Raw genomic sequence first — 22,525 nt, 5'->3', positions numbered from 1 at the left:
GGCACAACTGCTGGCAAGGAGGCTGGTTCCAATGGTGGATTTCTCAGAGCCCTCATGCGATACCGAGCGATATGTTGTCGTTATAGGTGGCATGAATATGGACATTTGTGGACGTCCGAACACCGCCATCGTAGATCGTGATTCCAATCCAGGTAAGGTTAGTTTATCGGTGGGCGGGGTCGGGCAGAATATGGCGCAATCACTAGCCCATCTTGGGGTGCCCACATACTTAGTGACCGTTTATGGCAATGATGCCAATGGACGTGTTATGGAGCGGAACTGTCAAGAGAACGGCATTCATCTAGAATACTCAAAGCGTCTGGATGATTTCAGATCATCGACATACATGTTTATTACTGATGAAACAGGTGACATGCTCGTAGCGGTCAATGACATGGATATCTGCGAACAGATTACGCCTTCATTCCTGAAGGCCCGTCTTGATTTTATCAATGGGGCTGCGATTTGTCTTTTGGATGCGAATCTAGCGCCTGAAACCATGAAGTGGATCGGAGATAACGTAACCTCGCCGCTTTTCGGTGATACGGTTTCGACAATTAAAGCGAATCATTTTCTGCCTATTCTTAATAAGATGAGTGTGCTTAAGCCCAACGCAATTGAGGCAGGCAAGTTAAGCGGAATCGATATACACGACAGCGCTTCAGCCGAAGATGGGGCTGCCTGGCTTATGGACAAAGGAGTCAAAACCGTTTACATATCTCTTGGGGTAGAGGGCATTTTGTGTGCTTCTCGGACTTCCGGGGCGGAAGAAATGGTTCATGTTCCTCCTTACCCCACGACCATAGCTACTGCCAATGGTGCTGGTGACACGGGAATGGCTGCCATCACATGGAGCTACTTCGACGATCCGAATCGTCCTATACGCGAGGTGGGTCGTATAGCTCAGGCCGCCTCCAGCATTGCATTGGAATGCACCAGGGCAGTTCCAGATATCGATGTGCAAAAGATACGTAAGAAGATGTCTGCACCTTTGATGGTTGCATGAATAAGGAATTTGACCACACTGCGAGTTTGTCAGTAAAGGAGAACAATGGTAGTCAAGCAACTCTATTCCATCATTCACTATGACGAGAGCGTTAAAACCATGGAGGCAGGTGCCGATCATATTGGATTGGTGCCGATGCAGAACGGTGGCGTACCTGCTCAAAGAGTTCCATTAGATCGAGTGCATAAGATTTTTGATGAATGCAGGAACCGCGGAGTAAAAGCTGTGGCTATTATGCTGACCAATGATCCAGATGAGATGATCGAACTCGCTAAAGAAATTCAACCGGACATCCTTCATATCGCTGGTGATGGGTATGAAGCGGATAAGACCTTTGCCGAACGGCTGAAAAATGCTGCGCCCGAAACCAAGCTTATGCAGGCGGTTCTGGTGGACGACGAATCAGCTGTTGAGCGGGCCAAGCGTCTCGCGGCTTTCTGTGATTTCATACTCACCGATTCCGGTCTGGCCCCAGATACGGGCATAGGTGCCAGCGGGCAGACTCATGACTGGAACATCGATGCACGAATTGTCAAGGAATGCGGGAAGCCAGTCATCATGGCCGGAGGACTTGGTCCAGACAATGTGGCAGAGGCTATAAAGAAATGTAGACCCTATGGTGTGGATTCGCTCACTAAGACAAGTATCAAGTATCCGGATGGATATATGCAGAAAGATATTGACAAGGTACGTGAATTTTGCAAGAAGGCCGACCAGGCGGCTGCGGAGGTAGGTTGCTGATTATGCAGTACAAGATGTTGCAGCATGTAAAGGTTCTTTCCACTCATGATTTGGGCGAAACCTTAAAAGAGATACTACAGACCGAATCTTATAAACGGCCTTTGGTGGTAACTGACCATTTTGTATCGACGATGCCTTTGGTGGTCAAGGCTCTTGATTTGCTCCGCTCATCAGGGATCGCGGTTTCAGTCTTTAACAGCGTTGGTCCTGATCCTGCTGCCGGAATAGTCAACGATGCTTTTCTGGCTTTCAAACAGCACAATGCAGATAGTTTGATTGCCATTGGCGGTGGCAGCTCGATGGATGTGGCTCGAGGAGTCAACATCGTCAGAACTAATGGAGGAGACATTCTGGATTACACTGATCCATCCAAGTCGATCTCGCCTTGCCGCGGACAGATCAGTGTTCCTACGACTGCGGGGACTGGTAGCGAAATGTCTAATGCCCTTGTCGTTACTGATGAATCGTCGAAGACGAAAATGACTGTTTTGGCTGATCCTGCTGTCAGTGAATATGCCGTGCTCAATCCTGAGCTAACTCAGACTTTGCCTCCCGCAATGACCATCGCCTGCGGCCTTGATGCTTTTGGTCATGCAGCAGAAGGGTATCTATCCCGTCTATCAAGTCCAATGACTGATGCTATTTGCGAAAAAGTTATGTATCTTCTGTACCAATACCTGCCACGGGCTGTGCATGACGGCAATGACATAGAGGCTAGAGGAAGGGTTATGGTTGCCGCGAACCTGGCAGGTTGGATGCTGAATAATACAGGTACGATCGTCGGTCATTCCATCGCCCATGTGCTCGGTTCCCGCTATCATATCGTCCATGGCGAAGCAGTGGCTTACGCCCTCCCTTCAGTCTTGGAGTTTGTGGGTCCGGTTCGCCCTAAGAAAGTACGTGAGATCGGTCAGATTCTAGGGGCTGTATATCCGGAATCCGCACCTCAGGAGCAGACGACGGTCCTGGCTGTGCGAGCTTTCAAAGACTTTCGGGATAACATACTTGGAATGCATCCATTCGATACCTACCAAATTGATCATTCTGAACTGCTGGGCAATGCCTCGGCAGTTGCCAATGAGCGATTTGCCGATAATACCCCCCGTACGGTTGATGAGGCAGCAGCCCACGATCTCTTGGAAGGTTTTGGAACTCGGTAAATGATCATTATGAAGTAAACAAAGAACGGAGAACGCTTATGAAGCGGAAAGTTATTTTGGATTCTGACCCGGGTCATGACGATGCCGTGGCCATTCTCTTGGCTGTTGGCAGTCAGGCCATTGATCTTCTGGGCGTCACCACGGTAGGTGGCAATCAAAGCCTTGATAAGGTGACATATAATGCCAGGGCTGTGCTTGAAATGGCTCATGCAAACGATGTGCCTGTGCATGCTGGTTGTGACAGACCCCTGGTTCGCCCGCAGGAAGTTGCTGCCTCCATTCATGGTGAAACAGGCCTGGATGGTGTCACACTGCCAGAACCGACCCGTCCGCTGGATGCCGGTCATGCAGTTGACTGGATCATCGACACGATCATGAAGAACGAACCAGGCACTATAACTTTGGTCCCTACTGGCCCGCTGACCAACATAGCAATGGCTGCTCGTAAGGAGCCGGGAATTGTCGAACGGGTCAAGGAAGTCGTCCTTATGGGCGGTGGCTATCATGTCGGTAATTGGAGTGCTGTTGCCGAGTTCAATATTAAAGTGGACCCGGAGGCTGCACATATCGTTTTCAATGAACCTTGGCCGGTCACTATGGTCGGTTTGGATTTAACCCACCAGGCCCTTTGCACACCAGAGGTTCAGAAGCGCATAGAAGGTGTTGGAACCGACCTGGCCCATTTCGTCAGTGGACTCATGGATTTCTTCAGGAAGACATACAAAGACAACCAAGCGTTTGTCGACCCTCCTGTCCATGACCCCTGCACCATTGCGTATTTGATTGATCCAAATATCGTCAAGACTCGTCGATGCCCTGTTGACATCGAGCTGAGGGGTGAGTTGACGACGGGAATGACCGTGGCGGATCTGCGTGGTCCGGAGCCCAGCCCTGAGGATTGCCATACTCAGGTTGCCGTGAAACTGGACTTCGATGGTTTCTGGAACCTGATTATTGATGCCATCGAAAAGATAGGATGAACGATGACTAAAGAATCATCCAAGACTCTCGACGAGGGTGGCAAATCGATTGTTGCCCTGATGACCGCTCTTATGGCCGCTATCTTTGCTTTCCAGCTCAACGCTTCCATGCTTTCTCCCGCGTTGACGACTATGGAGCATGAGCTGCATACTACAAGCTCTCAAATCGGGCTTTCTCAGACGGTTTTCTTCACCTCTTGCGCTGTCTTTTCGCTCTTCCTTCCTAGGCTGGGTGACTTGGTCGGTCGTAAGAAAGTGCTTTTGGGCATTCTGGTTCTGACTGCCATTGGTTGTGTTGTGTCGGCTTTTGCGCCCAACGTGCTCGTGCTCATGATTGGGCGAGTCATTCAGGGGGTTGCAGGTCCCGTTGTCCCCATGACTTTGATTATGCTGCACGCGCAGGTAACAGAAGATGCAAGGTATGCCAGGCTCATGTCAATTCTTACCGCCGTAAATGGCGGTATCGGGGGCGTTGATGCCATACTGGGCGGGTGGCTGGCAGGGACTTTTGGCTTCCGTTCAGTATTCTGGTTCATGGTTGCTGTTGCCGTGCTGGCTATCATACTGGTTGCCGCTTTTGCCCAGGAAAGTCATGCCGCACAGACACCCCGCATGGATTGGGCTGGTGTGGTATTCCTCTGCATTGCATTCGTTTGCGCCTATCTCGCCATCAACGAGGCCGAGAAGCTCGCTGCGGCCAACTGGCTTATGGTGCTTATTGAATTGGTAGTGGCTGCGCTGTTCTTCGTGGTCTTCTGGAATACGGAGAAGAGGAGCAAAGCTCCGATGGTGACGACAACTTATCTGAAGCAGCGGCGGACTTGGGGGCTTTTGCTCACCACTCTGACCACCATGGTTGGTGTATTTGCAATCATGAATGGAGTTGTACCTGCCCTGGCCCAGGATTCCAAAGCTGGTGCCGGAATGAGTGCCAGCGTGGTTTCGTTTGCAACTCTGACTCCCTATGCGCTCATCGGTCTGGCTTTTGGACCTGTTGCTGGAATACTGGCATCAAAATATGGATACCACAAGGTACTCCGTGCGGGTCAGCTAGTGAGCATAGTAGGTGTGATTTTCGGCATTTACGTCTGTCTGTCACCAAGCGTCTGGTCTCTGGTGGTGATGTCTCTGGTCCTAGGTGTTTCATATGCGGGAACGGTTAATATCATGCTAAACGGACTTGGCGTGGTGCTTTCACCAGCTGACAACACCGGGTATCTTCCGGGACTGAATTCCGGCGGATTCAATCTAGGAGCCGGACTGAGCTACGCAGCTCTGTACGCCATAATGAACCTTGTGGCTGGTTCATCCGGTGCGCAGGCGGGCTATGTCTCCTCCATGATTGGTTCTGCTGTTCTTCTCGTTCTTGCATTCCTTTGCTCGTTCCTCATTCCCAAGCAGGATGAGGTCCAATAGTAATTGGATGAGCTGGTTGCAGTTTTCTGACTATGTTCAGCATGAAATTAAGGACGGTAAATCAGAACGGCAAGATGACTCGTTTGTGATTTGTTCTGAACATCCGAAAGTTATCAATGAGCAATGAAGGATGTCGGATATCATCCTGAGTCTCGACCAGGAACGAATGGATGGCAAGTAACATTGCAGTCTAATAAGGGTCCTGCGAATGCACTGATTCGCAGGACCCTTCCATATTTTATGCCTATCCGACAAGAGTCGAAAGTCGGGGCCAGGCAGGCTAGCAGCCAGTAAGTCACGAGTGCCCCGACATAGGCTCAGGAGCGGAAAATAGCGCATGGGAAGGTCCAGTAAGCCGGGGGCGGGCGCGTAAACTAAGTGAGGAATTCGTTCGCCGGAGGTGACCATGCAACATCGGGTGATCGGACTGCTGAAAAACGAAACCGTCCTGGTCGTCGCTGCAGTCGTCGCTCTCGTATCCTGCATCCTCATTCCTCCAGACCGACAGTATTTGGGCTACATCCACGTCAATACCCTCACCCAGTTGGGTTCCTTGATGATGGTGGTCTGCGGCTTTCAGCGCATCGGGGTCTTTCATGCCATTGGGGCCAGTCTTTTGAGCCGTGTCCGCTCGGTGCGCGGTCTGGCCTTGGTTCTGGTTTCGCTGCCTTTCTTCTCCAGTATGTTCATCACGAATGATGTAGCCCTGGTGACCTTCGTACCCTTTGCTATTGCTGTGCTCATCATGGCCGGTCTGGAAAGCCATGCCCTGCTGATCGTCACCCTGATGACCCTGGGCGCCAATGTGGGCAGCATGCTGACCCCGATTGGCAATGCTCACAACTTATACCTCAAGGCCCGCTCCGAGATGCCCACTGGGGAGTTCCTCCTCCTTATGGCGCCCTACGCTCTGGTGGCGGCCCTGATGCTCTTCCTGTGCTGCTGGTTCGCTTTCAGGAATCAGCATTTGGACAAGTTCGAGGGCATGGATGCACAAGAGATTCGTCACAGCATACTAGCGCCCAGGGAGGAGGGGATACAGCCTCAGGTCAAGGAGATGCAACGGTCCAGCGGATGGCGCATCGCCATCTACCTTCTTCTCTTTCTTGTCTGCCTGCTTGGTGTGGCCAAGCTGATTCCCCAGTGGACCATGGTCCTGGTGGTGGTTGTGACCTTTCTGATCTGCGACAGGCGGGTCTTTCTGCATGTGGACTGGGGACTGCTGCTGACCTTCGTGGCTTTCTTCATTTTCATAGGCAATGCCAGGAGGATTCCCCAGTTTTATAACCTGGTCAGCGGCCTGGTCAATATCCACCCTTTGATTACCTCGGTCCTGTGCAGCCAGGTCATCAGCAATGTGCCCACAGCACTCCTGGTCTCAGGTTTTTCGACAGCCTGGCGCTCAATTATTCTGGGCACCAACCTGGGCGGGCTCGGAACCCTGGTCGCTTCAATGGCGTCGCTGATCTCCTACAAAGCTGTAGTCAAGCAGTATCCGAGCAAGAAAGGTGAGTACCTGAAAATCTATACTGCTTTTAATCTGCTCTTCCTCGTCGTGTTGGTTGGCATGGCCCTGCTGCTGGAGTAGACTACCCACCATCAACCAGGAATGGTGCCGCTGACATTGAGAGGGAGGCAGCAACGGTGGAACCGGACCCGTGCGCGTCTAAGTCCAAGGACACAGGGATATTGACCAGACGGAACCTTGGGGTTCTGGTCGGAATCATGGCCTTGGCTATCATGTCGCGGTTTGACTCCATCATCTCTCCTTCCGTGGCCGCCATTCAGGCATCTTTTCCTCGCGCTGATCCCTCCACCGTTGAATCGGTGGTCTCCATTGGCTCTTCGGCGGCCATAGTTTCGGCCCTTTTATTTGGTCAGCTCTTGACCAGAATGAGTTTCAGAACCGCTGCCTGTATCAGTTGTCTGTGTGTCGCCCTGGGCGGCTTGATGCCCCTTTTGGTGCATAGCAGTGTAAGCCAGCTGCTCTTGTTCGCCTTGGTTGTCGGATTCGGCGTGGGCATCGCCACTACAGTTCTTCCGAGCCTGTCGGCCAGGTTCTTCCGCGGGAAGCAGTTGGCGGCGCTGATGGGGCTGGTCCTGGCTGTTCAGGACGGCTCTTCCATGCTGGTCCTTGCCATGGGTGGTGTCCTGGCCAAGGGAGGGTGGCTGCACAACTATTGGCTCTATTTCCTGGCCTTGCCTGCCTTGGTTTTGGTCGTCTTCATGGTCCCCGGAGTCGGTGCAGTCGAGGAGGAGTCGGAAAAGGCCACAGAGTCTCAAACATCCCCCTCGCAGAAGGGCAGACAATGCTGGTGGGCTACCATTTCTTGCATTCTCATCGGTTTTCTGAGCATTTTCCTGGTCGCGGTCCTGTACAACAAGCTCGCAGTCTACATAGCCAAGTACGGTTTGGGCGGCACCAGTGCAGCAGGGGTGGCCTTGATGTTCAACACGGGTTCCTCGGTCGTGATCGGGCTTAGTATCAACGGCATCAAGCGGGTCTGCCGGCAATGGACGATTCCGGTCGCCTTCCTGCTGATGGCCCTGGGCGCCCTGCTCTTCCTGACCACCCGCTCCTTCCCGCTGGTCTGCCTATCGGCCTTCTTGGTTGGTTCGGGCAGTGCCATCAATATGGCCACCTGCCCCTTCCTCCTGTCCAACCTGACTCCGCACAGACGCTATCCCTTGGTCATGGGGGTCTTCTCGGCTACCACCAGCTTTGGTTTTACGGCATCCACCTGGACTTTCAAGGCTTTCTCATCAGCGTTTGGACTGGATCCGGTAACCGGCAGTTTCATGGGCATGCTGATAATCGCTCTGCTGGCCGCTGTCATTCTCTCGCTTGTCCGCTTCCAGAGCTGTGTCGAATCCCGCTTCATTGAGCAATAAGTCACCCCGTAAGCTGTACAAGTCAGAAGTGCAGGCTCTTCGCCTAATCATCGCGACAGGTAGGGGTTGCCGGTGATGACGAACCTCCGTAGGGTCTCCTTGGCGTGGGATATGCCAATTCGGGGGGTTGCCGTGATGGTCTCGTCCTGGTCCAGACTGGCGGCTGCCAGGCGGATGGGCGGTTTTCTGAGGTCATGGCCGTAGTTTCGCTTGTCGATGTCCAAGGCCTGACAGAGCTTGGCAGGACCGTTGGTCAGTTCCCGGTCCGGGTGATGGCCGTGCCTGTGGCTGCGCAGAAGGTCCAGACCCTGCACTGGCTGGCAGGCTCGGATTAGCACGCCGGCACCGAATCCGTCCTCCTGGCAGGAGATGTTCATGCAGTAGTGCATTCCATAGGTGAAGTAGACATACATGTGTCCGCTGGGCCCGAAAAGGGCATCGTTGCGAACCGATCGTCCATGGTAGGCATGGCTGGCCGGATCGTTTTGATCGTAGGCTTCGGTTTCCACGATCCGAACCCAGGCCTGCTTCCCCTCCGACTCATAGTCCCGGATGATCAGGCAACCCAGAAGCATCCGAGCTGCCTCCTCTGCAGGGCGGCCCAAAAAGTCAGGGAAGACCAGGTGATCGTCCTGGCTTGAACCGGCCTTCATTCTGTTTGGTCCTTGCGGACCCAGACCGCGCGCTGACCGCGTGATTCTGGCTGAATGCAGACGAAATTGTCCTGGTGGGGCAGGGCGGCGACCTGTGGATGGTCGTGATCGTAGGGACCCTGGGCCTGGGCGCCGCCGGCATCACCGACCTGGGCGAAGAAGTCTTCGGAGGCATCCTTGAACCAGGTCCACTCCTCCGGCAGGTCCTCCTCATAGAAGATCGCCTCCACAGGGCAGACAGGCTCGCAGGCACCGCAGTCGATGCATTCATTGGGGTTGGTGTACAGGTTCCTGGGGCCCTCGTAGATGCAATCCACCGGGCACTCGTCCACGCAGGCCTTGTCTTTGACGTCCACGCAAGGCTGGGCAATCACGTAGGTCATCGCTTTATTCTCCTTTTTGATGTGTTGTCCGCTTTCGCTACTTTCAGGAAGCATCCTTTTGGTGAGGACAGAGGTTTCAGCAATACGCGGGCCTTTCTATCTCTGGTCTCCTTGTTGCTGCTCTCCGCGAGTCCCTGGACCATACCCCGATGGATTGTGCAGATAATTGGATGGCTGCTGACGCTGTCCAGGAAGGGGCATGAGGTCAGGTACATACTTGCTGAATCTGACCCTGTCCTCACCGGTGCAAAGCCTAGGGTAGTCAGAACATCTAACAGTGTCTGAGTCATGCTCGACGGCACACTCTGTTCTGCATGTCCCCGCCTCTGCTGGGCCAGGGTCCGACCCCAGGCCAGACCTGCTTTCAGAGCAGCCGCATCCCTGCTCCGAGTATCGGGGCAGGCAGTCTCGAGAGCAGTGCAAAGCGAGGAGATCATATCCTCCCTGGCGTGGTTCGTGGACGTGGGGGAGTAGATGACAGCCGGTCTGCCTCGACCGACTGATTGACCATCACCGTCTCTTGTTTGGCGGACTGCCTCGCCCTGTTTGACTAGATGCTCAAGATGGAAACGAGCAGTCGTCGGATGGATGCCGAAGGCTGTTCCGATCTGTTGGGCGGTTAGACCTGTACCGGTCCGTTCGGCTGACGTATGCAGGTAATCCAAGATTGCGGAGCGAATCTCTTCCCCGCTCCTGCGCCTCGAGGGGGCTTGGTCACATCGCTTGTGGGCTTGAATTTCCTGACTCATCGATTAAATTGTATAACTATCAAATCAATTATCAACCCAGGACAAGGCGGACAGACCCATGCAGAATGATCAGAAGATGCGCAAGTCCGGTGGCAGAACGGCCTTGCCCAGATCCAGGATGGCCCTTCTCATAAGCGCAGGTCTGGCTGCACTGCTTGGCCTTATAGCGGCGCTGATTCGTGCGGATCTGATCCACCCTTCAGACAGGGTGCCCTTGGCTGATCTGCATGGTGGGCTCATGGTCTATGGGTTTTTGGGCGCTGCCATCGGTCTTGAGAGGGCAGTGGCTTATCGCAGTGGCGGATCCAAGAAACCCTCCTGGGGATTTCTCGCTCCCGCTTTGGGCTTGCTGGGGTCCCTGCTCTGCCTGCTTTCGCTGATTGTTTCAAGCCGCGCTGCTGCCCCGGCATGGGTCAGAGTGGAGCTTTTTGGCGGTATTCCGTGGACTTTGTCCATGTTGGTTCTGACAGCCATGTATCTGGCTATCTGGCGGCGGCAACCTTCTGCAGAGGTGCTCATACAGGTCCTCGGATCCCTGGTGGGTCTGGTCGGAGCTTTTGGATGGGTTGCAGGATTGGATGCTTCGGTTCTGGCTCCAACCTGGCTCTTTTTTCTGATTCTGACCATCGTCGGGGAGCGAGTGGAGCTGGCCAGGGCGGTCTTCTCGGATGTCCGTCTCGAATCGGGAATTCTGGGTCTGAGCCTCCTGACCGTCCTGATGCTGCCTGTTCAAGCCATGGCGCCTTCGGTCGGTTATCCGCTTCTGGGATTGTCCCTGGGCCTGCTCCTCCTGGTTATGGCCAGTCACGACGTAGCCAAGGGCACCTTCCGTCACGGCGGTCTGCCAGGATTCATGGGCACCTGCATGCTGTCGGCCTACGCCTGGGGACTTCTGGCTGCCCTCATCTGGATGGTGGCACCTCTGGATTCCAGCACCTACTGGGGCGATATGGCGCTGCATGCTTTGGCTGTGGGATTCATCATGACCATGGTCATCGCCCATGTCTGCATGATCGTCCCCTCGGTCATTCGCAGGCCTCTGCCTTTTCATCCCCTTCTCTGGGGTGCTTGGGCGCTCATGCAGGTTGGCTTGCTAATCAGGCTCCTTGGAGCCATCCGGCTCTACACGCCCTTATGGAAGGCGGGGAACCTGCTGAATGTCTTGGGAATCCTCTCCATGATGCTGACCGTGGTTTACCTGGCTGCTCATGGCAAGCAGGTCCTGGCTTCCAAACGCTACCGTCGTCGCCAGCCCAAGGATTCGCATACCGAACTTGTTGGGACCTTGGCCCTGCGGGCGGACCTTGTTGCCACCTCGGCTACTGTGCTGATCTTAGTGGCAGCGGTGGTCTTGATGGCTCTGCGGCCGGCGCTGGCTGTTTCCGTCGGGGCAGCGCCCAATCTTCGAGGGGTTCAGGACGTATCGTCGAAGAGCATCCAGCCGACCGGGCACACCAGCAGAGCTTCCATCAAGGTAAATGGGATGGCCTTTGTGCCGGATACCATCACCATTGATGCAGGCGACCGGTTGGTTGTAGATTTTCAGAACACCGGAGATCAGCGGCATGACTTGGTTTTTGCCAACGGCAAGAGCACAGGATCCGTGCCCGTAGGCCAGAGCGTCTCGGTCGAGGTGGGCGTCCTGGGCGGCGACACCTTGGGATGGTGCTCGCTGGCGGGACACCGTCAGATGGGCATGGAGCTCAAGGTCAAGACCAAGGGTGGAACAACTACCGAGCAAGTGCAGTCCTCCGCTGGGAAGATGACCATGAACCAGGCCCCTTCGGCAGCCAAGCTCAAGTCGTGGGCTGAAAAGAGCGATCCTGCCAAGGCCACTCTTCCACCCCCGGATGACCAGGGGAGGGCTGGAACCAGAAGGTACACCCTTGATGTCAAGGAACGTAAGGAGCAGGTGACAGCAGGGCTTGAGCGTACGGTCTGGAGCTTCGATGACGCGGTCGATCCGCGGGATAAGGGATCGAGGCCCTTGGCTCAGGGTCCGGTGCTTAGAGGTCGGGTGGGAGACACCTTTGAAGTAACCATCAGAAATAAGGGAAGCATGAGCCATTCCATTGACTTTCATGCCGGACCGGCTGTTCCCCAGACCATGATGCGCAACATAGACCCTGGCAAGGAGCTCTTATACACCTTCACCGCTGATCGGGCCGGCATTTGGATGTACCACTGCAGCAGCGACCCCATGTCAAACCATATAGCCAACGGCATGTACGGGGCTGTGGTTGTGGATGACGGCACCATGCCGCCAGTGGCTGCGGAATATGTTCTGGTCCAGTCCGAGATTTATCTGGGGTCCAATGGAGGGACTGCCGATGCTGAAAAAGTGGCGGCCATGACCCCGGATGTCATGACCTTCAACGGACGGGCCTTTCAATATGACGTCCACCCTCTCAAGCTGGAGAAGGGGCAAAGGGTCCGCATATGGGTTCTGGATGCCGGCCCCAATCAGCCTCTGTCCTTCCACATCGTGGGAACCCAGTTCGATACGGTCTGGACTGAGGGCCGCTATCTGATAGGCGGAGGTTCAGGAGCGAATTCCGCCGATGCTTCATCAGCCGGAGCGCAGGTACTGCCTCTGCTGCCTGCCCAAGGCGGATTTGTCGAGCTCAAGGTCGATCAGCCTGGCGACTACTCCATAGTCAACCACGTTATGAGCCTGGCCGAGAAGGGGGCGCATGGCATCCTCCGGGTGTCGTGACGTAATTAAGCGACATGTGTGGCTCTGAGCCAAACGTTTGTCGAGTTTCGGAGCAGATACGATTCCGACCACGCGGAATGGTGGTTCTTGCCTGTCGCCTCCAAGCAGGGAAGTTGGGATGCAATGGCATCCAGGGGAACCTTATACGGACAAGAAAGCTATGGGCTGCGTCAGGGCGACTTCAATCCTGCAGTTGGGGTCCCTTGCTGGGAGTGTATCCCTTGTAGCCATAGTAATTCTGGCTTGCCTGAGCCCCTTGATCTTAGTTGTCGCCTGTTTGCTGATCTGCTGGTTGGTACCAATCGTTCATAGCTGCAGGCGTATTCGAGTTTCTGTCTATATGCAGATAACTCCCAAAGTGAAACGGCAACCGCGGTGTGGAACATTCCGAGTCTCAATGACCAGCAATCGGTCTTTTGGCATTTTCTTTCATGTCTCAGTTGCTTGTACCGGTTTTATGGGCGAATGTGCTGAACGAGCAGGCAAACATGAGGTCTAGCATATAGACATGATTCAGAGCGTGTGTTCATATGCCATCATGCTGACCAATTTCGATTCAGAGGAACAGCTGAACGATTGGAATCAGGTCAGACATCTATGCAACCGCAATCAAAAGTGCGATCAAGAGCGCATTCCAGAGGTGAATTCGAAGTTCTGGTCAGATTGTCCTGACGGCGTGAGCATCTGTGAGAGAACCATTCAGCAGCATTCGGAGTTTCTTGAACGATTTGCCGGCATTCTCAGAACTGCATTTCTGCATAGTCCCCATGTTCTTGTGACTGATGCAGAGCTCTTCGATGGCATCTATTTTCTGGCATTCGGTCCTGATATCGTTCTTGATCTTCTGGGGCAGAGCGGTTATGAGAAGCCCTTTCTCACCGTATCCGGCAGACAACCGACTTTGGAGCAGTGCTTGTTGCGGTTCACTACAGTGCCGCCTGATAATCAGCATCAACTTTCGACTGAAGAAGAGACGATTACCCTACCGGATATAGGTACGCTGCGTCCGCTGGAGTATCAAGTTTTACAGAAGACCGTCACTTCTGAAGAAAGTCAACGATTTGCTCCACAGACTAGAGCCGTCTTGAATGAGCATACAGGCGATCATTGGTCGATAGCTCAAAGGATCGCTTACTTGTACGCTGCATATTGCCAGCAAGACCCGTCTGATGGTACCTGTCAATTCCTTGCTCAACGTTGGCAGGAATGGATAGATGCTGAACGGAAGGGTCTCATCAGGTATGAGCAACAAGATTCTCAAACCGGGTCGAATTCCAGCATCGCCCGCAGCTTCAATGAGGCCTTTCTTCCTGTTGTCAGTGAAAACGCCGATTGTCTGCGTTCCTGGTGTTCTGCCTCCAAGGCGGACGAGGCAGAAAAGACCGCATTTAGGGATGTTTTGGGCAAGATAAGCCATGAGCCGAGACGGTCCAAGGCCTTTGCGCTTATCAGGCATTCGACTTTGCCTGTAGGTAGATCTGATTGCAATAGGACCATGGAATGCGACCAGCAAACGCTGGTGGACTGGTACCAGTTCGTATACCGCTTAGCAATGGCGGATTACCTGGGCTGCTGCCTTATGGCCGTAGAGAGCAAACCGAATTCGTATGAGCGCTATGTAGGCCGGACAGGCGGGCGCTCATTGATGCTGTCGGGCAAGGTCACGGAATTGTTGGGGCAGATGCCTTCCGCTTGTTTTGTGCAGTTCTGTTATCAGTCAAGGGACGCGATACAACAGTGGCGTAATTGTCGACCGAACGCCCCGGATTCTGACCAGCAGCGGCATATTCGCAACATTGCCTATTGTGTGCAGAAGTCTGCATCGCAGCTTGACCGAAAGCAGGATAATTCAAAAATTATCAAACAGTTTGTTGCAACCCTGATTATCGCATCCATATCCGTTTTTTGTGACAAGATCATTTTTTCAAGTTCAATATCCATTATCGTGATTTTGGCTGGAGCTTGGTTCATTGAAGTATTTCCCGAGTTGCTGACAATGATGGAGTGGTTGCACGACCAGCATACGGCAACACAAACTATGGTATTTGCTCAACGGTAATCATCGACCAGGAAGGTGACTGTGAAAAACGCTGATGAGCTAAGGTCCAGGTGTCCTTTGCAGGAAATAAGGCGTAGAAAAGTCTTCGAGGAAGCCGGGGGAGCCGACTTTACCGTGACTGCTGTGGATGTCAAGGTAAAGGACACGGGTGCCGACATGACTTTGCACGTAGCGTCTGTCAAGCAGGGTCAACCAGGCGTGATCTGCGTGACAGTCGCAGAACGAGAAGGAGAGGACTTCTATCTGATAGCGCGGCACTGGCGGGTTGCTGTGGAAGACTGGCAGTGGGAATTTCCGCGAGGCATGGGAGAGCAAGGCGAGAATCCTCAAACCACAGCCATTCGTGAATTGCATGAAGAGACCGGATTGCGGGCTCAGCCTGACGCCGTCCGTCAGTTGCATAGGCTTCATGCCGATGCCGGGGTACTTCAAGACGACGTGCGGGTGATGGAAATACGGCTTGATGACATTTCATCTATTCCTGTAGTCGATAGCGTCAATCAAGGCGGTGATTGGGAACTAGAGGATCTCCAATGGCTGCGGTCAGCTGATATTACCAATATGATCAGTGATGGACGAATGATTGATGGGCTTACCATAGCTGCGTTCTCAATACGAGAGATTGATAAGCACAGGCAGTGAGTTCGTAGCGCGATTTGTGTATGTGTGGTTGGCTGAGCGAAGTTGGACTGCTTGTGTGCTTGATATGACAAATCGCCAACAATGAACGAACCCTTGTCAGCAGTCGTCAACTACTGCGAATCGTCTTACTCATTCATTTATGAGGTATGAACTCAAATCGACTTCCTGCTTCTGGTGCACAAGCAAGAAGCACTATTGGTGACCCCGGAGAGATTCGAACTCTCGACCTACAGATTAGAAGTCAGTTGCTCTATCCAGCTGAGCTACGGGGCCAAACCCTTTTATTATACCCGTTTGGGTCCACCGGCGGGTCAAATTTATGAAGCCTGGTCGACAAGGGCATCCGAGATGGCTTGAGTCATTGCAGGAACGGTCATGCCATACTTTTCCAGCAGGGTAGCTTGGGGAACCCGGTCGTTGAACTCCTTGGCTGCTCCGAAGGCCAGGGTGCGAACCTGTGCAGGTCCGTAGTAGGCGGCCACGGCCTGTCCCCAGCCGCCGTCCAGCTGGCCGTCCTCGATGGTGGCCACCAGGGAGTGGGTGCTGGCCAGGGCATCTAGGGTCTGCTCATCCAGGCGGTCATAGCGATGTGGGTCCACCAGCGTGGGCTTCAGCCCCATGGACGCCTCCAAGGAATCAGCTAGGTCACGGCCCAGGGGCAGGGCATCGCCGAGAGCCAGCAGGGCCACTGTCCTGCCTTCCTGCAGGATACGATAACGATCCCAAGGCTGGCTTTCGGCCGCGGGATTGGAGGTTGCTGGCGCTATCTGCTTGCCGGCCCTTTCTGTAGCCAGCGTGCGCTCGCCGGGCACCCTGATGACCACCGGCTGCCGAGCCGGGCCAGTGGCCCAGGCCAGCATGTCCAGAAACTCGGCCCCACTGGTCGGAGCCAGGCAGGTCAGTCCGGGTATGCCCCGCATCATGACCATGTCGGCCGTACCTGAATGCGTGGCATCGGTTTTGGTTACCCCAGTGGAGAAAATCAGCAGGGTCACTGCACTGCCGTTCAAGGCCATCTCTTGCTCGATCTGGTCGTAGGCCCTCTGGAAGAAGGTGGCCGAGGTGGCGACAACGGGTGTGCCTCCTGCCTTGGCGATGCCCGCGGCATAGGCTATCGCATGGGATTCGGCGATGCCGACGTCCCGATAGTGGTTTCCGGCCCGCTGGCGGAAGTCGGGGTCGATGCCGTTTGACAGCGGCGTGGCTGGGGAGATGACCATTAAGCCCGGCTCTTGTGGGAATCTGGCCTCCAGAGCCTGCATGGCCATTCTTCCGTAGGTCTTTCGTGAGTTGGGCAGGCGACCCAGAGAGTCCAAACCGTCCTGCCAGTGGTTGGTCTCCACTGGGCCTTCGGCGGGCAAATCAGGCAGGGAAGTCATATGAGCCGTGTTTGCATCGCTCTGGGCCATGGAAATCGGGCCAATCTGCCCCTGGCTGCCCTGGCCCAGCCCCAGGCCCTTGCGAGTGTGGATATGGACCACCACCGGATGATCGGTGTCCTTGACCCGACGGAAGGCCTCGATTAGGTCCTCAATACGATTGCCCTCCTCCACGTAGCAGTAGTCCAGCCCAAGGGCACGGAAGGGATTGTCTGAGCTGTGTCCCCCGCTGGCACGGAGGTCCGCCAGGCTCTTGTAGAGTCCTCCGTGGTTCTCGGCGATGGACATTTCGTTGTCATTGACCACGATAATCAGGTTGCCGCCCTGTTCAGCAGCCCAGTCCAGCCCTTCGAAGGCCGGTCCGCTGCTCAGGGACCCGTCCCCGATGAAGGCGATGATGTTGGCCTTGCCGCCGGTCGCATCCCGCTGGGCGGCCATCCCGCAGGCCAGGCCGATGGAGGTGCCGGTGTGCCCCAGCATGAAGTCGTCGTAGGGGCTCTCCTTGGGTGAGGTGAATCCGGACAAATCCTCCTGAGACTCAGGGTCCGTGTAGGCCTGGCGCCGACCGGTCAGGATCTTGTGGGTATAGGCCTGGTGAGAGACATCGAAGATCAGATGATCATGAGGCATATCAAAGACGTAGTGCAGGGCGATGATGGGCTCGATGGTGGCCAGGTTGGAGCCCAGGTGACCGCCGTGACGTCGACAGAAGCGGATCAGCAGCTGACGGATCTCGTCGGCCAGTCGATTCAGCTCTTCCAAGGAGAGAACCTTCAGATCCTTTGGGGAGTCGATGCTGTCCAGAAGCTTGCCCATAACCCTCCTGTCTGTTTCTGTAATGCAATCCAATGATTCTAGGTCTGGAGCGGCGGCTTGAAGCTGCTGAAAGCCTGATGTTCACCAGGCCCGGCCTTTACATCCATAGGACCGTCACGATTGGTCGGCTTCTCCCCGGCCTTGCGTAGTATCAAATGTGCATGAACATTGGAGGGCCGATGGCTGACAATACACATGAAGGGGCACGCGTCGCAGTGATCATGGGATCATCAAGCGACTGGGAGACGATGAAGGAAGCCTGCCGGATGCTGGACCGGTTCGCTATCGTCTACACCAAGGAGGTAATCTCCGCCCATCGCACACCTGGGCGTATGGCGGAGTTCGCACATCAGGCCCGGAGCCAGGGTATAGGAGTCATCATTGCAGGGGCTGGCGGAGCAGCCCACCTGCCTGGTATGGTGGCGGCCCAGACCACGCTGCCGGTCATTGGGGTGCCAGTGAAGTCCCATGCACTGAGCGGGGTTGATTCGCTCTTGTCCATCGTGCAGATGCCCGCCGGTATCCCTGTGGCGACCACGGCCATAGGGGCATCCGGGGCTACCAATGCCGGCCTGCTGGCAGCTTCAATTCTCTCCATTAATGACTCAAGACTGGCTCAGGCCCTGGATGACTACCGTGCCGAGCTGGCTCGATCCGTGGAGGCGTCCAATGCCAAGCTTGTCTGAGGAGACCAAGGGGAGGATTGATCACCTGGAGCCGGGGTCCGTCATCGGGATCGTGGGCGGCGGTCAGCTGGGACGGATGATGGCCCTGAGCGCCCGCTACCATGGATTCCGCATCGGTGTGCTGGATCCCACGCCTGATGCTCCCGCGGCTCAGGTGGCTGACTTCCAAGAGACTGCCGACTATGGCGATCTCGACGCTATCAAAAGGCTTGCTGAACGCAGCGATGTGCTCACCTACGAATTCGAGAATGTGGATGCCGACGCATTGGATCAGGTGAGGGACCGAGTGGCCATCCCCCAAGGAACTGATCTGCTCAGGGTCACTCAGGACCGGGTCCACGAGAAGACCTTTATCAACCGTCATGGCATTGATACTGCCCCTTGGAGGCAGGTTGACAGTCTTGATCAGCTGGATACGGCTCTGAAAGAGCTGGGAATGCCCGCCGTGCTCAAGACGCGAACCGGCGGCTATGACGGCCACGGCCAGGCGGTCCTGCGCACTAATGAGGATCTTCAGGCCCTGAAAGCGCGGATCAAGGGCCAGGACTTCCCGCCCTCCGTGCTGGAGGGGTTCGTGGACTTCGCATTCGAGGCCTCCATACTGGTCTCAGGCAACGGGAAGGACTATGTCACCTTCCCAATGGTGCGCAACGAGCACCGTCACAACATACTGCACATGACTCTGGCGCCGGCCCAAGTCGAGCCTGAAATGGCCGACCGCGCGCGTGACATGGCCCTGACTTTGGCTGACGGCTTCAAGTTGGCCGGAACCTTGGCCCTTGAGCTTTTTGTCATGCCTGATGGCGGTTTAGTGGTCAACGAGTTGGCCCCGCGCCCCCATAACTCCGGTCATTACACTATCGAGGCCTGCTCCATGGACCAGTTCGATGCCCACGTTCGGGGCATCGCCGGGTGGCCCCTGCCCAATCCTCGTCTGCTCAGCCCGGCGGTCATGGTCAACGTTCTGGGCCAGCATGTGGCCCCGGTCAGAAGGTTGCTTGGTGAACACCCCGAATGGTTCCTGCATGATTATGGTAAGGCTGAAGTGCGCACCGACCGCAAAATGGGGCATCTGACGGTGCTGACTGACGATCTGGAGAAGACGGCCAAGGATTTGGAGGCCACAGGCTGCTGGTCCGACCTGGACTGAACTGAATCCTCACATCTGTTCTGGCAATCCGGATGTAGGCTTGGTGGAGCCCAAGGAGTGTGTCTAATCATGAACGCTGGCTCATCGGTCGGCCGCCGGACGCGGCAGAAGAACGCTATCTGGAGGATTCTTCAGTCCCAGAACGACTTCGTCTCAGCCAAGGAGCTGCATAAGCTTCTTCGCGATTCGGGCCAGCGAATCGGCTTGGCCACGGTTTATCGACAGTTGGGTTCCCTGCATATGTCCGGCAGCCTGGACTGCATTGAGCACGGAGGCATCCACCTCTACCGGGTCTGCCTGGCCCAGCGGAAGCATCATCACCATTTGGTCTGCGAACGCTGCGGAAGAACCGTGGAGATCAGCCCGCCGGACGATGGCTGGTTGAAGGCCGTGGCGGCTGAGCATGGCTTTACGGTCTCCTCGCACACCTTGGAGGTCTACGGCCTGTGCAGCAGCTGTCGGGACCGCTTCGAGCAGGCGGACGTCAGCGATCCTCCCGGCCCTTGGGCATGATGGTCTTGATGGCATCCCAGGCCTGCGAAGCCTTGAGATTAGGCAGGTAGGCCTGGACTACAGCCAGTCCGATCTGGGCTAGCTGAGCCGGGTCGGGATAACAGATATAGACCGGGTGCTCGCTGGGTTGGAACTTCTTCTTGAAGAAGAAGAGGGATCGGAAGCCATAGGCCGGTTCCATCAGGTCGGCCACCAGATGCAGGGCATGCTGCAGGAAGGCAGTGCGATCTTCGCTGCTGTCCATGCCGGCCAGGGGAGCGGCCGACAGGCTCATGAATTCCGCCGTGCCCTGGTCGCGTAGCCGTTCGGCCATCCGTGCGATCAGGAACTCCATGATTCCATTGGGGCTGTCGGTCCTGTGCCTCATGAAGTCCAGGGTCCAGCCGATCACCTGGCCCTGGCGGTAGGTGGGCATCCAGCTGGTCACGGCCAGCACCTTGCCCTGGTCGTCCACGGCGTAAAGGATGGCCATGCGCGGGTCCCTCAGTTCATCCAGGCCACCTAGGGTGAACTTCATCTCAGGAAGCGCCTTGAGCTCGGCCCACTGCTCGGAGATGTCCACAATCTGCGACTGGACGTCCCAGGAGGCGTCGTTGAATGTGGTCAGCACGTCGGTGATCTTGTCGCGCTTGGCCTTGTTGATGGCTGTGCGAATGTCCTGCCATTTCTTGCCCTTGGTCTGCCAAAGGCTGGGGGTGACCACCATCTCCGAGCCGACTGTCAGGGTGGACCAGCCCCTGGCTGCCAGCAGATCACGCTGGGGCTTGTGGACACTGTAGAAGACCGGTGACCAGGAATGGGCGTTGCAGAAACGGGTGAATTCGTCCAGATCATCCGCATATTCCTCAGGATCGCCGAAGGGACCAGTGGTGGTCAGGGCTATGCTGTGCAGGAGCCGGTAAGCGATGGCTGAACGGCCGCTCTGGGAGAACCAGTAGCTGTTGCCCTCCCAAGTGGTCATGAAGGACATGCTCTCGCCTCCGTACTCGACCAGTCGATCGGCCTCCTGGCGTTCGCTGCCGTTCTGGATGACCGAGCTGCGCATCCAGGAGAGCAGGACTACCAGGACCACCAGCCAGAAGATCAGCCCGACTCCGTGGCTAACGATTATCCCCGTCGGAGTACGTGGTGCCAGAGCCGGCCGGAAGCGCGAGGCCACACCATTAGGCAGGTAAAGCTCGGGCAGTTGGGAGAGCGCTCTGCTGGTGGTGGGCCAGGGATGGAAGGAGCCGGGACTGACTGCGGTGAAGGCCAGATAGCCCACGGCTGTGGCCAGGAAGGCCAGACCGATGGCTGCCCAGCCTGCCTGTAGGCGTGAGGCCTTGGTCCGTACCAGGAAGATGCGCAGGTTGCGCGCCAAGAAACAGTTGAGAATCAGCGGAGGAAGAGTGATGATCAGCAGAGAGGGAATAGCACCGTGACGGATGGCCTGGGGCAGGCCGTCGCCGATGGTCAGCGGGAAAACCAGGTAATAGAGCACGGCCAGGACGATGGTCAGGCCGTTCAGGACCAGACTGGTGACAGCGGCAACCCGGCGGCCATGGTAGATGCCCCAGGCCACCACCAGCAGGACCAGGGTGGGCATGATCAAGGACGAGACGCTGGTGGGTGCTCGGCCGGCGACCAGGCCATACTGGGCATAGCAGCTGGCCTGGTTGTTCTTGGCCAGGCAGCGGGACAGGGCGGCGCTGCCGCCAGGGTCCGAACCCAGGAACATGCCCAGCGGGGTGAAGAATCCTGCACGGATTCTGGAGGAAACGGTGACCAGGGGACCAAGAGCCAGAACCGTGGAGACGGCTCCCAACAGGTGGCGGGTCTCGTAGGAGCCGCTATGGCCACGCGGATTGGCGTCCTGGACCGGTCCGTGCCAGAGGTGGCCGGTCAGATGGCCGATCAGCGCTGCCGCCAGGGCGCAATAGTAGCCGGGGTTGCCGGTATACAAAACCATCAAGATCAAGGCCGTGTAGCCTATGGTGGCGATTCTGCGCCGCCAGAGGAAGTCGCTGAAGGGGATGGATGCCATCAGGGATCCGACCACCAGGATGATGGGGCTGAGTGTCATGGGCACCCGGATGAACCAGGCCCAATGGTCCTGAAGGGCATTGATCAGGGTGCAGATGACCAGCCCAATAGCCGCACCGCCTACCGCGCTGATGACTGAGGTGATCACGGTGCGCCTGCGACCCAGTCGGGTCTCGGCGATGCATAGCATAACCAGGACCAGGGCCACATCTATAACCAGTTGCAGAGGACCGGGGGTGATGACTAGGGATACCAGCAGCCGTGCGAACTGGACCAGGAGCGAGGGGCGCCCCTGGCCATGAACGGGATGTGGCGCCTGGTGAATGATCAGGTCGGACAAGGGCAGGCCCAGCCGTGTCCTGCCGGGGATGCGCAACAGCCAGATCAGCAGCCAGCTGATCAGGTTGAGCAGGACCAGTCCGAGGCTGAAAGCCAGAGCAAAGGCGTGACGTCTTATCCATCGGGTCAAGTCCCGCAAAAGTACGGTCTTGGCCGAAGGCTCCATAAGTCCGGATCCCTTATTCGTTGTCTCCATGATTACGGCGGCTCTTTCTGCTTATCT

18 protein-coding genes and 1 tRNA gene are annotated in these 22,525 nt (G+C 55.9%); 13 read left to right on the top strand and 6 right to left on the bottom strand.

Annotated elements, in window-relative coordinates:
- Positions 1–31: 31 nt before the first annotated feature.
- The 7 genes from DKK74_RS05890 to DKK74_RS05860 all read left to right on the top strand — a co-directional run bounded on the left by DKK74_RS05890 (position 32) and on the right by DKK74_RS05860 (position 8,195).
- Positions 32–1,006, top strand: coding sequence for a carbohydrate kinase family protein (locus DKK74_RS05890; protein ID WP_110413218.1), 975 nt, complete (start codon positions 32–34; stop codon positions 1,004–1,006).
- Positions 1,007–1,051: 45 nt separating this feature from the next.
- On the top strand, positions 1,052–1,747 hold the full coding sequence (locus DKK74_RS05885) for a phosphoribosylanthranilate isomerase (protein ID WP_110413217.1): 696 nt from the start codon (positions 1,052–1,054) through the stop codon (positions 1,745–1,747).
- A gap of 2 nt (positions 1,748–1,749) precedes the next feature.
- Positions 1,750–2,907 (top strand): iron-containing alcohol dehydrogenase, encoded by a 1,158-nt coding sequence (locus DKK74_RS05880; RefSeq protein ID WP_110413216.1) that lies wholly within the window; start codon positions 1,750–1,752, stop codon positions 2,905–2,907.
- 38 nt (positions 2,908–2,945) lie between these two features.
- Positions 2,946–3,887, top strand: a complete 942-nt coding sequence (gene uriH / locus DKK74_RS05875) for a uridine-preferring nucleoside hydrolase UriH (RefSeq protein ID WP_110413215.1) — start codon at positions 2,946–2,948, stop codon at positions 3,885–3,887.
- A 3-nt stretch (positions 3,888–3,890) separates the two neighbouring features.
- A complete protein-coding gene (gene uriT, locus DKK74_RS05870) occupies positions 3,891–5,303 on the top strand; it encodes a uridine transporter UriT (RefSeq protein ID WP_110413214.1) in 1,413 nt (470 codons plus the stop codon).
- 406 nt (positions 5,304–5,709) lie between these two features.
- Positions 5,710–6,891, top strand: coding sequence for an SLC13 family permease (locus DKK74_RS05865; RefSeq protein WP_110413213.1), 1,182 nt, complete (start codon positions 5,710–5,712; stop codon positions 6,889–6,891).
- Positions 6,892–6,992: 101 nt separating this feature from the next.
- Positions 6,993–8,195, top strand: coding sequence for an MFS transporter (locus DKK74_RS05860; RefSeq protein WP_110413212.1), 1,203 nt, complete (start codon positions 6,993–6,995; stop codon positions 8,193–8,195).
- A 47-nt stretch (positions 8,196–8,242) separates the two neighbouring features.
- On the opposite strand, the gene DKK74_RS05855 is transcribed toward DKK74_RS05860, so the two are convergent.
- The 3 genes from DKK74_RS05855 to DKK74_RS08930 are packed head-to-tail and all read right to left on the bottom strand — an operon-like array spanning position 8,243 to position 9,980.
- The gene (locus DKK74_RS05855; RefSeq protein ID WP_110413211.1) at positions 8,243–8,848 is read right to left on the bottom strand and encodes a DNA-3-methyladenine glycosylase; all 606 of its coding nucleotides are present in this window, start codon (positions 8,846–8,848) and stop codon (positions 8,243–8,245) included.
- Complete coding sequence (gene fdxA, locus DKK74_RS05850; protein WP_110413210.1) at positions 8,845–9,231, bottom strand: ferredoxin; 387 nt, start codon at positions 9,229–9,231, stop codon at positions 8,845–8,847. The genes DKK74_RS05855 and fdxA overlap by 4 nt, the downstream gene beginning before the upstream one ends.
- The gene (locus DKK74_RS08930; protein ID WP_375537554.1) at positions 9,228–9,980 is read right to left on the bottom strand and encodes a helix-turn-helix transcriptional regulator; all 753 of its coding nucleotides are present in this window, start codon (positions 9,978–9,980) and stop codon (positions 9,228–9,230) included. Before DKK74_RS08930 ends, fdxA begins: the two co-directional genes overlap by 4 nt.
- Before the next feature lie 58 nt (positions 9,981–10,038).
- Here DKK74_RS08930 and DKK74_RS05845 point away from each other — a divergent pair, with 58 nt between their 5' ends.
- The 3 genes from DKK74_RS05845 (at position 10,039) to DKK74_RS05835 (ending at position 15,397) form a co-directional block, all read left to right on the top strand.
- Positions 10,039–12,696 carry a multicopper oxidase domain-containing protein gene (locus tag DKK74_RS05845; protein ID WP_110413209.1) on the top strand — a complete coding sequence of 886 codons (2,658 nt, stop codon included), beginning with the start codon at positions 10,039–10,041 and terminating at the stop codon, positions 12,694–12,696.
- A gap of 508 nt (positions 12,697–13,204) precedes the next feature.
- On the top strand, positions 13,205–14,755 hold the full coding sequence (locus DKK74_RS05840; RefSeq protein WP_110413208.1) for a hypothetical protein: 1,551 nt from the start codon (positions 13,205–13,207) through the stop codon (positions 14,753–14,755).
- A 21-nt stretch (positions 14,756–14,776) separates the two neighbouring features.
- Positions 14,777–15,397, top strand: a complete 621-nt coding sequence (locus tag DKK74_RS05835; RefSeq protein WP_110413207.1) for an NUDIX hydrolase — start codon at positions 14,777–14,779, stop codon at positions 15,395–15,397.
- A 196-nt stretch (positions 15,398–15,593) separates the two neighbouring features.
- Here the strand turns inward: DKK74_RS05835 and DKK74_RS05830 are convergent.
- Positions 15,594–15,670: transfer RNA gene (locus tag DKK74_RS05830), tRNA-Arg, on the bottom strand.
- Between the two features lie 44 nt (positions 15,671–15,714).
- On the bottom strand, positions 15,715–17,592 hold the full coding sequence (locus DKK74_RS05825; protein ID WP_110413206.1) for a 1-deoxy-D-xylulose-5-phosphate synthase: 1,878 nt from the start codon (positions 17,590–17,592) through the stop codon (positions 15,715–15,717).
- A 179-nt stretch (positions 17,593–17,771) separates the two neighbouring features.
- Between DKK74_RS05825 and purE the strand changes: the two genes are divergently transcribed.
- The 3 genes from purE (at position 17,772) to DKK74_RS05810 (ending at position 19,941) form a co-directional block, all read left to right on the top strand.
- A complete protein-coding gene (gene purE / locus DKK74_RS05820) occupies positions 17,772–18,278 on the top strand; it encodes a 5-(carboxyamino)imidazole ribonucleotide mutase (protein ID WP_110413205.1) in 507 nt (168 codons plus the stop codon).
- Entirely contained in the window at positions 18,262–19,428 is a 1,167-nt protein-coding gene (purK, locus tag DKK74_RS05815; protein WP_110413204.1) for a 5-(carboxyamino)imidazole ribonucleotide synthase, read from the top strand. The genes purE and purK overlap by 17 nt, the downstream gene beginning before the upstream one ends.
- Positions 19,429–19,497: 69 nt before the next feature.
- Entirely contained in the window at positions 19,498–19,941 is a 444-nt protein-coding gene (locus DKK74_RS05810) for a Fur family transcriptional regulator (RefSeq protein WP_110413203.1), read from the top strand.
- Here DKK74_RS05810 and DKK74_RS05805 read toward each other — a convergent pair.
- The gene (locus DKK74_RS05805) at positions 19,913–22,498 is read right to left on the bottom strand and encodes a bifunctional lysylphosphatidylglycerol flippase/synthetase MprF (protein WP_110413202.1); all 2,586 of its coding nucleotides are present in this window, start codon (positions 22,496–22,498) and stop codon (positions 19,913–19,915) included. The two genes, DKK74_RS05810 and DKK74_RS05805, sit on opposite strands and share 29 nt — an antisense overlap.
- Between the last annotated feature and the right edge of the window lie 27 nt (positions 22,499–22,525).

It is taken from the genome of Bifidobacterium asteroides (assembly GCF_003202755.1).
GTDB classification, from domain to species: domain Bacteria; phylum Actinomycetota; class Actinomycetes; order Actinomycetales; family Bifidobacteriaceae; genus Bombiscardovia; species Bombiscardovia asteroides_F.
Note: the sequence above shows the minus strand (reverse complement) of the source record. Positions and strands in the feature narration are given on the sequence as shown.

Excerpts from the sequence above, each read along its gene's own strand:
- DKK74_RS05890 (WP_110413218.1), top strand. The coding sequence starts at position 32 with ATGGTGGATTTCTCAGAGCCCTCATGCGATACCGAGCGATATGTTGTC.
- DKK74_RS05885 (WP_110413217.1), top strand. The coding sequence starts at position 1,052 with ATGGTAGTCAAGCAACTCTATTCCATCATTCACTATGACGAGAGCGTT.
- DKK74_RS05880 (WP_110413216.1), top strand. The coding sequence starts at position 1,750 with ATGCAGTACAAGATGTTGCAGCATGTAAAGGTTCTTTCCACTCATGAT.
- uriH (WP_110413215.1), top strand. The coding sequence starts at position 2,946 with ATGAAGCGGAAAGTTATTTTGGATTCTGACCCGGGTCATGACGATGCC.
- uriT (WP_110413214.1), top strand. The coding sequence starts at position 3,891 with ATGACTAAAGAATCATCCAAGACTCTCGACGAGGGTGGCAAATCGATT.
- DKK74_RS05865 (WP_110413213.1), top strand. The coding sequence starts at position 5,710 with ATGCAACATCGGGTGATCGGACTGCTGAAAAACGAAACCGTCCTGGTC.
- DKK74_RS05855 (WP_110413211.1), bottom strand. The coding sequence starts at position 8,848 with ATGAAGGCCGGTTCAAGCCAGGACGATCACCTGGTCTTCCCTGACTTT.
- fdxA (WP_110413210.1), bottom strand. The coding sequence starts at position 9,231 with ATGACCTACGTGATTGCCCAGCCTTGCGTGGACGTCAAAGACAAGGCC.
- DKK74_RS08930 (WP_375537554.1), bottom strand. The coding sequence starts at position 9,980 with ATGAGTCAGGAAATTCAAGCCCACAAGCGATGTGACCAAGCCCCCTCG.
- DKK74_RS05845 (WP_110413209.1), top strand. The coding sequence starts at position 10,039 with ATGCAGAATGATCAGAAGATGCGCAAGTCCGGTGGCAGAACGGCCTTG.
- DKK74_RS05840 (WP_110413208.1), top strand. The coding sequence starts at position 13,205 with ATGATTCAGAGCGTGTGTTCATATGCCATCATGCTGACCAATTTCGAT.
- DKK74_RS05825 (WP_110413206.1), bottom strand. The coding sequence starts at position 17,592 with ATGGGCAAGCTTCTGGACAGCATCGACTCCCCAAAGGATCTGAAGGTT.
- purE (WP_110413205.1), top strand. The coding sequence starts at position 17,772 with ATGGCTGACAATACACATGAAGGGGCACGCGTCGCAGTGATCATGGGA.
- purK (WP_110413204.1), top strand. The coding sequence starts at position 18,262 with ATGCCAAGCTTGTCTGAGGAGACCAAGGGGAGGATTGATCACCTGGAG.
- DKK74_RS05810 (WP_110413203.1), top strand. The coding sequence starts at position 19,498 with ATGAACGCTGGCTCATCGGTCGGCCGCCGGACGCGGCAGAAGAACGCT.
- DKK74_RS05805 (WP_110413202.1), bottom strand. The coding sequence starts at position 22,498 with ATGGAGACAACGAATAAGGGATCCGGACTTATGGAGCCTTCGGCCAAG.